Here is an 11750-nt window from a genome sequence, read left to right as displayed (position 1 = left end):
TCAGCGCTCCTGTTCCTGAGAGGTGCCGGCCGCCGGGTCCGCGGCCGGGTCGTTCTCGGCCGCCGCGAGCAGTCGTTCGAGTTCGGCCGGGTCGAGCCCGTCCAGCTCCTGCGCCAGCAGCGCGACTTCGTCGTCGGTGGCGGCGGTGGCCCGGAGCCGGTCGTCGACCAGGCCGGCCAGCGCCCGCGGGGTCGGGTCGCCGAGCACGTCGGCCAGTGACACCTCGACGGAGAACTGCTCGCGCACGTTCGAGAGCAGCCGGACGATCAGCAGCGAGTCGCCGCCGAACTCGAAGATGTCGCCGTCGAGCGGCATCTCCTCGGCGCCCAGCGCGTCGCGCACCAGCCGGGCCACCTGGTCGGTGAGGTCGCCGGACGCGGCGTCCGGGCCCGCCTCGCCCGCGGGGACGCCGGCCACCGGTGTGGCGATGCGTTCGTCGCGCACCCACTGGTCGAGCCGGTGGTCGATGTCCCAGGTGGAGACGGCGACATGGGAGACGTCGCGCAGCGTCAGGAGCCGGCGGATGGTCTCCAGGCCCTCGTCCGGCTGGATGGCCTTGTCGTCCATGCTGCGTCCGATGGCCGACAGGGCCCGCTTCTCGTCCTGGTGGTGCTGCCACACGTCCCAGGCGGCGCTGATCCACACGGTGCGGTCCAGGCCCCGGTTGGCGCGTTCGGCCGCCGCGTCCATGAAGTGGTTGGCGGCGCCGTAGCCGAGCAGCCGCAGACCGCCGAGCACCCCGGCGAGGGAGGAGAGCATGAGGCAGAAGTCGACGGGGTGGTCGGCGAGGACCTTCTCCAGGGCGATCTGGCCGTGCGCCTTGGACACGAAGTGCCACTGGCACTGCTCGACGCCGGCCGCGGTGACGGCGCGGTCCCACTGCTCGCTCGGCAGGCCGGCCGCGTGGACGACCCCGTCGAGCCCGCCGAACTGGGCCTTCACCTTCTCGACGGCGGTACGCAGCCCGTCCGCGTCCGCGACGTCGGCGTTGACGAGGAAGGGGGCGGCCCCGGCGGCCTCCAGGGCGCGCAGCCGCTTGATCCGCAGCGCCGTCTCGTCGTCGTGCGGGTGCTCCTCCAGCCAGCCGTCCCAGGCCGCCCGCGCGGGCAGCGCCTCGCGCGTCAGCAGGGCGAGCCGGGCGCCGCACTCGCGGTGCAGCCAGGCCGCGATGGTGGAGCCGATCTCGCCGAGCCCGCCGGTGATCAGGTAGACGCCGCCGTCCTTCAGCCGGGACGCGGCCGGGGCGCTCCAGTCCGCGCGGACGCGGGCCATCTCGGTGACCCAGCGGGTGGCGCCGCGCAGGGTGACGGCCACCTCCGGGCGCCGGAAGGAGCCCAGTTCGGCGGCGAGGGTGCGCAGCGACCGCTCGTCGGGCCGGGCGGGCAGGTCGAAGTGGCGGGAGCCGATGTTGCCGTGCTCCTGGCCGATGACGCGGGCGGCCACGGCCAGGGTGACCAGTTCGGCGGCCGGTTCGGGCTCGGCGGTGCTGACCGCGTACGCTCCGGCGCTCACCAGGTCGAGCTGGACGGGGCGGGTCACGCCGTGCTCGCTCAGCGCCTTGACGAGGGCGATCAGGCTGTAGAGGCCGGCCCGCTGGGCCTGCTCGAAGCGCTCGACGCCGGGCTCGGGCGGGAGTGCGCCGGTGGACCAGGCGTGCACCAGGTGGCCGGGCAGCCGGTCCTCGGCGAGCAGGTCGGCGACGAGGCGGCCGTGGTCCTCCTCGGAGTCGGGCCGCACCGTCCAGGTGTCGCCGTCGCGGCCGTACGCGTCGCCCGCGCGCACGATGAGCACCTCGCCGGCGAAGGCGTGGGCGCTCAGGCGCTCGGCGGTGCCGTCCGGGTCGGCGAAGAGGAGTACGGGGTCGGTGAGCGGCCGGGCCCCGGTGTCCGGGGTGCCGACGGCCGGGCGCCACACGGGCGCCGAGAGCCAGTCGTCCAGCGGCAGCTTCCCGGCCGGGGCGGCGGCGCTCCGGCCGGTCGCCGCGGTCAGCGTGTCGGAGCCGGGTTCGATCCAGTAGCGGGTGCCCTCGAAGGGGTAGGTGGGCAGCGGCACCCGGCCGCTGCCCCGGCCCGCGTGGAAGCCCGTCCAGTCCACCGGCAGGCCCGCCGCCCAGAGCCGGCCGAGCGCGGCGTGCACCGCGGTGAGGTCGGCGCCGGCGTCGCGGCCGCGCGCGGCGGAGGTGATGACCGGTACTCCGGTCTCGCGGTCGGGGTGGCGGCGGGTGAAGGTGGCCAGGGTCTGGCCTGGGCCGACTTCGAGGAAGACGTGGTCGTCGTCGGCGAGCAGGGTGGCGAGGCAGTCGGCGAACCGGACGGTGTCGCGGAGGTGGGCGCCCCAGTAGGCGGGGTCGGTGGCCTCCTCGTCCCGTATCCAGGTCCCGGTCCGGTTGGACAGGAACGGAATCCGGGGGCGGTTCAGCTCGATGCCGCGCAGCAGTTCGGTGAGCGGTTCGACGGCGGGGTCCATCATCGGCGAGTGGAAGGCGTGGGAGGTGACGACCTTGCGGTGGGCGACGCCGTCCGCGGTGAGCCGGGCGGTCAGCTCGCGGACCGCCTCCCTGGTCCCGGCGACGGTGCAGACGGCGGGCTCGTTGACCGCGGCCAGCGCGACGTCGTCGCCGAGGTATGCGGCCAGTTCGCCGGGCGGCAGCATGACGGCGGCCATCACGCCGCCGGGCAGCGCGTCCACCAGGCGGCCGCGTTCGGCGATCACCCGCAGGGCGTCCGGCAGCCGGAAGACCCCGGCCAGGGTGGCGGCGACGTACTCGCCGACGCTGTGGCCGACGAGGGCGGCGGGGTGCACGCCCCACTCCTGCCACTGCCGGGCGAGCGCGTACTCGACGGCGAACAGGGCGGGCTGGGTGAGCAGGGTGCGGTCCAGGCTCGGGCCGCCGGACGCGCCGCCGGTCCCGCGCAGGGCCGGGTAGAGCGCGTCCCGCAGGTCGAGCCCGAGGTGGGGCAGGAGCAGTTCGGCGCACTCGTCCAGGGCGGCGCGGAAGACCGGCAGGTGCTCGTACCAGCCCTGGCCCATGGCGGGGTGCTGGGTGCCCTGGCCGGGGAACAGCAGGACGACGGGGCGGCCGGCGGGCTGCCCGGAGTCCTGGTGGCTGTGGCGCGGGTCGCCGCTGCGCAGGGCCTGTACGGCGGTGGCGCGGTCCGGGGCGGTGACGACGGTCCGGTAGTTGAAGGTGCGGCGGGCGGTGGCGAGGGTGTACGCCGTGTCGTCGAGGCCGGTGTCGCCGGACTCCCCCGCGTCGGCGGGGGCGGTGGCCTCCAGGTGGTCGGCGAGTGCGGTACGGGCGGCCTGCAGGGCGGCCGGTGATTTCGCCGAGACCGGGAGCACCACCACGGGCGCGGCGCCGGCGCGGGGCCGGGTGCCGGTCTGCGGGGCCTCCTCCAGGACGACGTGGGCGGTGGTGCCGCCCATGCCGGTGGAGGTGACGGCGCAGCGCAGGGGGCCGTCGCCCTCCCAGGGTTCGGCGGCGGTGCCGACGCGGAAGCGGGTGCCCTCGACGGCGCACTCCGGGTTCCAGGCGGTGAAGTGCGGGGTGGGTACGAGGGTGCGGTGGTGGAGCATCAGGACGCACTTGATGAACGCGGTGACGCCTGCGGCCACGCTGAGGTGGCCCAGGTTGGCCTTGACCGAGCCGATGGTGAGCGGCGGGGCGCCCTCGGCGTCGTAGGCCTGGGCCGCGGCGGCCAGTTCGATCGGGTCGCCCATCCGGGTGCCGGTGCCGTGCGCCTCCAGATAGCTGACGTCGGCGGGGTCCACGCCGGCGACGGCCAGCGCCTCGGCGAGGACGGCGGCCTGTCCGGAGACGCCGGGCGCCGCGTAACCGGCCCGGTCGGCGCCGTCGTTGCCCACGGCGGAGCCCCGGACCACCGCCCAGATCGTGTCGCCGTCCGCGAGCGCGTCGGCCAGCCGCTTGAGGACCACCACGCCGGCTCCGTTGCCGAAGACCGTGCCGTCGGCCCCGGCGTCGAAGGGCCGGACCGTGCCGGAGGCGGAGGCGATGCCGTCGGACTCGTGGAGGTATCCCGCCTCCTGCGGGAAGCGCAGGGCCACGCCGCCCGCGAGCGCGACGTCGCACTCCTGGGACAGCAGGCTCTGGACGGCGGTGTGCACCGCGACCAGTGAGGTCGAGCAGGCCGTCTGCACCGAGATGCTGGGGCCGGTGAGGTTGAGGTGGTAGGAGACGCGGGTCGCCAGGTAGTTGGGGTCGTTGCCCATCAGGGTGGGCAGGTCCTGGCGCATCCGCCGGATCGACCCGTTGAAGCCCTTCTCCCCGGTGAGCACGTTGTTGAGGAGGTAGGTGCTGTTGAGCGCGCCGGCGAAGACGCCGATGCGGCCCGGATACTGCTCCGAGTCGTGGCCGCTGTGTTCGAGCGCGGCCCAGGAGCACTGCAGGAACATCCGCAGCTGCGGGTCCATCCGCTCGGCCTCGCGGGCGCTGAGGTAGAAGAACGACGCGTCGAACAGGTCGGCGTCCTCGACGGCCGAGGCGCGGCGTACGTAGCGGGGGTCGGCGGCCGACTCCGGGGGGACTCCGGCGGCGCTCAGCGTGCCCTCGTCCACGTCGGCGATCCGCTCGGTGCCGGCCAGCAGGTCGCGCCAGAACTCCGTGTGGTCACGGGCGCCCGGCAGTCGGCAGTCCAGGCCCACGACGGCAATCCGGCCATCGAGGGCTGAGTCGTCGTACGCGTGGTCAGTCACGGGTCCCTCCAGGGGCCAGGGTTCGGTCCCCGCCGGGGGGCGGGAGTGTCGGGGAGTGGGTCTCGGGGCGGCGCGGGCGGCGGACCGTGCGGCGGCGGGCGCCGCGTGCCGTGCCGGCGGCGGCGTCCTCGCCGCCCGGCCCCGCGGGGCCGGCGGCCCGCCGGATCAGCCGGGCCAGGCTCCGTACGGTCGGGGCCCGGTACAGGTCGGTCATCCGCAGTCCGGGGGCGACGGTCCTGGTCAGCCGTTCGTGGACGGCCGCCATGCGCAGCGAGGTGCCCCCGAGGTCGAAGAAGTTGTCGTCGGGGCCGGCGTCCGCGACGCCGATCGCCTCGTACCAGGCGTCGGCGACGGCGCGTTCGAGGGAGCCGCCGGGGTGCGGGCCGGGCCCCGCGGCCGGCTGCGCGGCGGTCAGCGGGTCGGGCAGCGCCCTGCGGTCGATCTTGTGGTTGGCGGTGAGCGGCAGTTCGTCGAGCAGGACGTACGCGGTGGGGACGGCGTGGTCCGGGAGGATGCCGCGCAGGGCCGCCCGCAGTGCGGCGGGGCGGGGCCGGGTGCCGGGCGCGGCCACCAGGTGGGCCGCCAGCTGGCGTTCGCCGAGCCGGTCGGTGTACGGCATGACGACGGCCTCGCGGATCTGCGGCAGGTCCTTGAGGACGCTCTCGACCTCGCCGGTCTCGACCCGGATGCCGGAGATCTTGACCTGGAAGTCGACGCGCCCGATGAGCAGCAGGGTGCCGTCGTCCAGCCGCCGGGCGAGGTCGCCGGTGCGGTACGACAGGTCGGGGGCGGCGGCGCCGGGCGCGAGATAGGGGCTGACGACGACGATCTCGCCCTCGCCGGGCCCCTCCACCGTCCGTCCCTCGGTGTCCCGGAGGCGGACGGTGGTGCCCGTGACGGGCAGGCCGAGCGGGAAGACCCCGGTGGGCGGGCGGTAGCCGGCGTCCGCGACGCGCAGCAGCGCGCAGGAGCACTCGGTGGAGCCGTAGGCGCCGGCGACCAGGCAGTGCGGTCCGAAGGCGCGCCGGCAGGCGTCGAGGTCGGCGAGGTGGAGGGTGTCGCCGCCGAGCGCGAGCAGGCGCATGGCGGGGAGGGCGGTGCCGCGCGACTCCATCGCCCGTACGAGGGCCCGGAAGACGGGCAGGGTCGAGTGGTAGACGGTGAGGTGTTCGCGCGCCATCCATTCCAGCAGTCCGGCCACGCCGAGCGACTTGAGGTCGACGGGGTAGAGGGCGGCGCCGTTGAGCAGGGCGGCGAAGGTGTCCTGGACGGCGGAGTCCCAGCTGTACGCGGACTGGAGGGTCAGCCGGTCGCCGGGCCCGATCCGCAGGCCGTCCGTCCAGACGCGGGTGTGGTGCAGCACGTTGCGGTGCACCTGGGTGACGGGCTTGGGGCGGCCCGTCGAGCCCGAGGTGTAGAGGACGTACGCCTCGCCGTCCGGCGTCGCGCGGACCTCGGGGCCGGTCGCGTCGTGGCGCGCCAGGTCCTCGTACGCGAGCACGGGCCGGCCCCCGGCGAGCGCCGTCGCCGCCGGCAGGCTCGCGCGGAGGGTGACGAGGGCGGCGGCCCCGGAGTCGCGGGCCATGTACGCGAGCCGCGGTTCGGGGTAGGCGGCGTCCAGCGGCACGTACGACAGGCCGGCCCGCAGCACTCCGAGGAGGGCGGCGATCATCTCGGCGCCGTGCGAGAAGAGCAGGGCGACGCGCCGGCCGGGGCGCAGGCCCGCGTCGGCGAGCCCGGCGGCCACGCGGGCGGACAGCTCCTCGGTCTCCCGGTACGTCCACCGGGTGCCGGGGGTCACCACCGCCTCCCGGCCGGGGTGCGCGGCGGCGGTCTCCAGGAAGCGGTGGACCAGGGTGCCGGCCCGCTCGGCCGCGGGGAACGGGCGGTGGCCGGTGTCCGGCGCGCCGGACGGGGTGGCGGGGGTCACGGTGCGGGGTGCTCCTCTGGTCGGTCGCCGGTGCGGTGGGAGAAGAGGACCGCGGGGTGGGCGGGCCTCGCGCGCAGCTGGGCGTACGCCTCGCCGGCCCGTTCCAGCGGGAAGCGCGGCAGGTTCATGGCCGCAGGCCGGATGCCGCCGTCGACGATCAGGTCCAGGGCGCGCTGGAGGTTCTCGGTGACGGTGCCCTCGCCGTCCGGCGCGGTGACGTCGCTGCGGCCGCGCGCGTACGAGGCGTCGCGGTATCCGGCGCCGCAGCGGGCCGCGTACCGGATGTCGAGGTTGCCCAGCTCGACGCTGAACTCGACGCGGGCCGCGAACCGGCCGACGCCGACCAGCCGCGGCCGTCCGGGGGCCCGGCCCGCCCAGCGGACCGCCGCGGCGACGGTCTCGTCGGCGTCGCCGGTGCCGCACAGCAGCACACAGCGGCCGCCCTCGGCGGAGGTACGGGTGTCGGCCAGGAACGGGGCGGCCTCGGCGACGTCGACGCCGAGCGCGGCGGCCTCGCGGAGCCGGTCCGGGCGCAGGTCGAGGAGGGTGACCCGGTTGCCGAGGGCGGCGGCGGTCTGGGCGACGAGCTGGCCGACGATGCCCGCCCCGACCACGGCGACCTCGTCACCGGGGGCGAGTCCGGCGCGGTCGACGGCGTGGACGGCGGTGGCGGCCAGGTTGGCCACGACGGCGTCCGCGAGGGCGAGCCCGTCCGGGACCTTCCGGCAGAGCCGGTACCCGGCGGTGATCACCCCGGCGTGCACGGCCTCGCCCCAGCCCATCGCGATGACCCGGTCGCCGGGGGCGAAGCCGGGCGCGTCGGGGCCTGCGGCCTCCACGACCCCGGCGGAGCAGTAGCCGAGCGGGAAGCGTTCACCGGTGCGCGCGGAGCGGTCCAGGTAGTGCAGTTCGGTGCCGGGGCTGACCAGGCTCCAGGAGGCGCGGACGCGCAGCTCGCCGGGGCCGGGCGCGGGGCAGTCGGCCTCCTCCAGCACGGGGAGCGGGGCGCCGCCGGCGACCAGGCGCCGGGTGCGCAGCGCGCGGGCGGCGGGCGGGGCGGTCATCGCCGCTCCTCGGTGGCGGCGGGAGCGGCCGGGGCGGTGGGAGCGGCTGAGGCAGTGGGAGCGGCCGGGGCGGCCGGGGCGGCGATCCAGCGCTCGTCGGGGACGATCTCCAGGTCCTCGCGGAAGCCGGGGATGGGGCCCATCGGGGTGGGCTTGCCCGATCTCTCGTACGAGGCGCGCCGGTTGCGCTTGCGCTCCAGTCCGAGGTTGAGGCCGGTGAGGTCGACGGGGCGGTGGGTGAGCAGCCCTCGGGCCAGTCCCTCGGCGACGGCCCGCGCGCCGGCCTCGGTGCGGATGAACGCCCGCCCGTGCTTGGGCTGTTCACCGCCGCCCACGCTGGCGGCGAAGATGTTGGGGTCGCCGTCGCTGACGCTGACGTCGGCCAGGCCCGACATCCAGTCGCCACAGGACAGACAGCGGTACGTCTTGTTGCCGGCGAAGTCCCGGACGGCCTGCCAGAAGGCGACCCGGTGCTCGGCCCCGTCGTCCGTCCCGATCCTGATGTCGCCCGGATACTCGCCCTCCCGGTAGCGCAGCCGTACCACCGAGTCCAGGGGCACTTCGGCCCGGTCGCGGATGACGGCGGCGGTGCCCTCGGGGCGGGTGCTGGAGGAGCAGGCGGGCTCGATGGCCAGCACCACGTGGTCGCGGGCCCAGCGGCCCGCCGCGGTGTCCATCGCCTGGAGCTTGCGCAGGGCCTGGATGTGGCAGGCCACACCGGTGAGGGCGACCCTGGCGTCCGGCTCCTCGTCCATCACCCGGCGCAGCGCGCCCAGGTAGGGCGCCAGCTGGTAGGTGGACTGGGCGGTCTCGGTCAGCCGGGCGGGGTCCCGTACGAGTGCGGGGGCGGCGCGCCACGGCTCGTTCGGGTCGCGGCCCATGGAGAGCGTGACGTCCACGCCGAGCGCCACCATCGCGGTCTGCAGGAGCGCGGTGAGGGTGCCGCCGCTGGCGGACGCCTCGAACACGTCGGGGTCGAGGGAGTGTCCCGCGACCACCTCGGAGAAGATGCCGGTCCAGCGCTCCTCGGGGGTGCGGGTGCGGCCGAACAGCCGCTCCTCGGCGGCGGGGGTGGCGGGGTCGGCGCCGGGGCAGACGTCGAGGCAGTCGGCGCAGTCGCCGCAGTCGGTGTCGGTCCAGGACGCGGCGGTGAGCACCGGGGCGAGCCCGTCGAAGCCGATGACCGCGGCCGGGCAGGCGAGTTGGCAGGCCCCGCACACGGTACAGAGGTCGAGGTCGAGTACGTCCTTCTGCAATTGCTGGAACGTCACAGGGATTCCTCGCTACAGGAGTCGGCCGCGGTGACCGCGGCTGCCAGGCCGTTCATGAGGTGTCGGTACGCGTCTTCGTCGAGCAGCGCGGGCGGGACGATCTTGACGGTGGCGTCCTCCGGGCCGCCGCCGAACAGCAGCAGCCGCCCGTCCAGGGCCGCCCTCAGCACCGCGCGGGCCCGCGCCGGGTCCGGCCGGCCGTCGCGTACGCAGTCGAAGGCGGCGAGCGCGCCCGCGGTGCGGACGGCGTCCATCCACGGGTGGCGGCCGGCCAGCGCGTCCAGGTCGGTCCGCAGCCGGGCGCCGAGGGCGCGGGCCCGGCCCGGCAGGTCGACCTCGGCCGCGGTGTCGAGCACGGCGGCCGCCGCGGCGCAGGAGACCGGGTGGCCCGAGAAGGTGGAGGTCTGCACCCCGGCGGGCAGGGCGTCGACGACGTGCCGCTCGCCCACGACGGCGGCGACCGGGAAGCCGTTGCCCAGGGTCTTGCCGAGCAGGGTCAGGTCGGGCCGCTCGGTCATCGTCTCGGCGGCGAACATCCGGCCGGCGCGGCCCAGGCCCGTGTAGATCTCGTCCAGGACGAGCAGCGCGCCCCTGCGGTGCGCCTGCCGGGCGATCTCGTCGAGCAGGGCCGGGGCCACCACGAGCACGCCCTCGGTGACCTGGACCGGTTCCAGGACGACCGCGGCCGTCCCGCCCAGCAGGTCGGCCTCGTCGAGCGCGGCGGACAGGGCCGCCGCGAGGTCGCGGGCGTCGTCCGGGCCGGGCCGGCGCGGGTCGGGCAGTTCCGCGCGCACCACGGAGCCGGACGGCAGGCCGCTGTACGTCTTGAACGCGGCCCGCCAGGTCAGCGCGAGCGCCCCCGCGGTCTTGCCGTGATAGCCGTGCCGGAAGGCGACGACGGCGCGGTGCCCGGTGACCGCGCGGGCGATCTTCAGCGCGGACTCGACCGCCTCGGCGCCGGTCGTGGTGGGCAGGACGGCCGGGTCCTCGTACGGGCTGATCCGGGCGAGGGCGCGGACCATCCGGGCGCGGGCGTCGGAGCCGAGTTTGCAGCCGGTGTGGGTGAGCCGGCCGAGCTGCCGGGCGGCTGCCCCGGTGACCGCGGGGTGCTGGTGGCCGAGGGTCGCCGCGCCGCTGCCCGACGTGCCGTCGAACCAGGCGGTGCCGTCCTCGGTGTAGAGCCAGGGGCCGCTGCCGGTGGCGAACTCGGGTCCGAGCACGGTGCCGGTGGAGCGAGCCTCGGGGGCGGGGGTGGGGGCGGGGGCCTTCACTTCCGTCATCGGTTGCTGTCCTCGCAGATCCTGGCGCCGACGGCACGCTGCACATCGGCGAAGTCGGGAAACGACGTGCGGTGGCAGGCGCCGCCGGAGACGGTGGTGCGGCCGGGCAGGCCCGTGGCGAGGGTCGCGGCCGCCATGGCGATCCGGTGGTCCTCGAAGCCGGGTACGGGACCGGCGCCGAGCTCCGAGCCGCCCCGGACGGTGAGTCCGTCGCCGGCCACGTCGACGGTGGCCCCGAACGCCTCGGCCATCCGGGCCGTGGTGGCGAGCCGGTCGGTCTCCTTGAAGCGCAGTTCCCCGGCGCAGCCGATCCACGAGTCGCCGGGGAGGGTGGCGGCGACCGCGGCCAGCAGCGGGACCTCGTCGATCAGGGCGTGCAGGACGGCCGGGCTGTCGACCCGTACGGAGGTCACGGCGGCCAGTCCGCCGCGCGCGACAACGGTGCCGACCGGCTCCCCGCCGGCGGTGGTGCCCCGGTCCTCGTAGGAGAGGTCGGCCCCGGCGGCGCGCAGCACGTCGAAGAAGCCGAGCCGGGTCGGGTTGAGGCAGACCCGCGGCACCCGGAGCGTGCCGCCGTCGCCCCAGAGCAGATGGGCGGCGATGGGGTAGGCGGCGAGCGACGGGTCGGCGGGGATGTCGATGACGGCGGGCACGGTGTATCCCCGGCCGGCGCAGACGACTTCGTGTTCCGTCGAGGTCAGGCCCTCGCCGAACGCGGCGAGCATCCGCTCGGTGTGGTCCCGCGACCTGACCGGGTGGCGGACCGTCACCGGCAGTCCGGCCGCCACCGCGGCGAGCACCACGGCGGAGCGGGCCTGGGCGCTGCCGACGCGCAGGTCGACCGTGCCGGGGCGGCTCACCGGGCCGGCGATCCGTACCGGCAGCCGGCCGGGTTCGCCGAGATAGGTGAGGTCCGCGCCGAGTTCGGTCAGCGGGTCCACCAGCCAGTCCATGGGCCGGTGCCGCAGCACTTCGTCGCCGTCGACGACGGCGTGCGTGCCGGTGCCCGCCAGTACGCCGATCAGCAGGCGCGCGGCGGCGCTCGACCCCTCCGTCTGCAGATACGGAACGTCCTGCGGCCAGACGTCGACGTCCGGGTGGGGCCGTACGGGCTGCGGCCGGGGCGCCGCGGGCCGCCGTACCACGAGCGCGTCGCCCTCGGTGCCGACGCCGAGGCCGAGGGCGCGCATCGCGGGGAGCAGCGCGCGCACCGCGCCGCCCGTGTTGGCGCCCCGCACCGTGAGGGTCGCGGGCGCGCCGGGCAGCAGGGCAGCGAGCAGGGCCCGGTGGCTCACCGACTTGTCGCCGGGCACGGTCACCCGGTGCGCCCTACCGGGGCGCGTGGTCCGGCCGCCGTCCACCACGAGGTCCGCCGAATCGGTCATCGGCATGGCGAAGCTCTGGACTTCTGGCACGGGATACTCCTCTTCTGACGCCCGGTCACCGACGGGTGGTCCGGGGGAACCCGGCACCGCGGCAGGCCGGCCGGCGG

6 protein-coding genes are annotated in these 11750 nt (G+C 76.1%); all 6 read right to left on the bottom strand.

Annotation, left to right across the window (positions count from 1 at the left end; genetic code table 11):
• Genes OG710_RS18465 through OG710_RS18440 form a run of 6 tightly spaced genes read right to left on the bottom strand, consistent with a single transcriptional unit; the run spans position 1 to position 11673 of the window.
• On the bottom strand, positions 1–4713 hold the full coding sequence (locus tag OG710_RS18465; RefSeq protein ID WP_330240308.1) for an SDR family oxidoreductase: 4713 nt from the start codon (positions 4711–4713) through the stop codon (positions 1–3).
• On the bottom strand, positions 4706–6643 hold the full coding sequence (locus tag OG710_RS18460) for a non-ribosomal peptide synthetase (RefSeq protein WP_330240307.1): 1938 nt from the start codon (positions 6641–6643) through the stop codon (positions 4706–4708). The genes OG710_RS18465 and OG710_RS18460 overlap by 8 nt, the downstream gene beginning before the upstream one ends.
• Positions 6640–7707, bottom strand: a complete 1068-nt coding sequence (locus OG710_RS18455) for a zinc-dependent alcohol dehydrogenase (protein WP_330240306.1) — start codon at positions 7705–7707, stop codon at positions 6640–6642. The genes OG710_RS18460 and OG710_RS18455 overlap by 4 nt, the downstream gene beginning before the upstream one ends.
• Positions 7704–8978: a Coenzyme F420 hydrogenase/dehydrogenase, beta subunit C-terminal domain gene (locus tag OG710_RS18450; protein WP_330240305.1), complete on the bottom strand. Its 1275-nt coding sequence runs from the start codon at positions 8976–8978 to the stop codon at positions 7704–7706. Before OG710_RS18450 ends, OG710_RS18455 begins: the two co-directional genes overlap by 4 nt.
• Positions 8975–10258, bottom strand: coding sequence for an aminotransferase class III-fold pyridoxal phosphate-dependent enzyme (locus tag OG710_RS18445; protein ID WP_330240304.1), 1284 nt, complete (start codon positions 10256–10258; stop codon positions 8975–8977). The genes OG710_RS18450 and OG710_RS18445 overlap by 4 nt, the downstream gene beginning before the upstream one ends.
• Entirely contained in the window at positions 10255–11673 is a 1419-nt protein-coding gene (locus OG710_RS18440) for a 3-phosphoshikimate 1-carboxyvinyltransferase (protein ID WP_330240303.1), read from the bottom strand. The genes OG710_RS18445 and OG710_RS18440 overlap by 4 nt, the downstream gene beginning before the upstream one ends.
• Positions 11674–11750 lie beyond the last annotated feature (77 nt).

The sequence above is a fragment of the Streptomyces sp. NBC_00525 genome, assembly GCF_036346595.1.
Lineage (GTDB): Bacteria > Actinomycetota > Actinomycetes > Streptomycetales > Streptomycetaceae > Streptomyces.
This window is presented reverse-complemented; position numbering and strand designations above follow the sequence as displayed.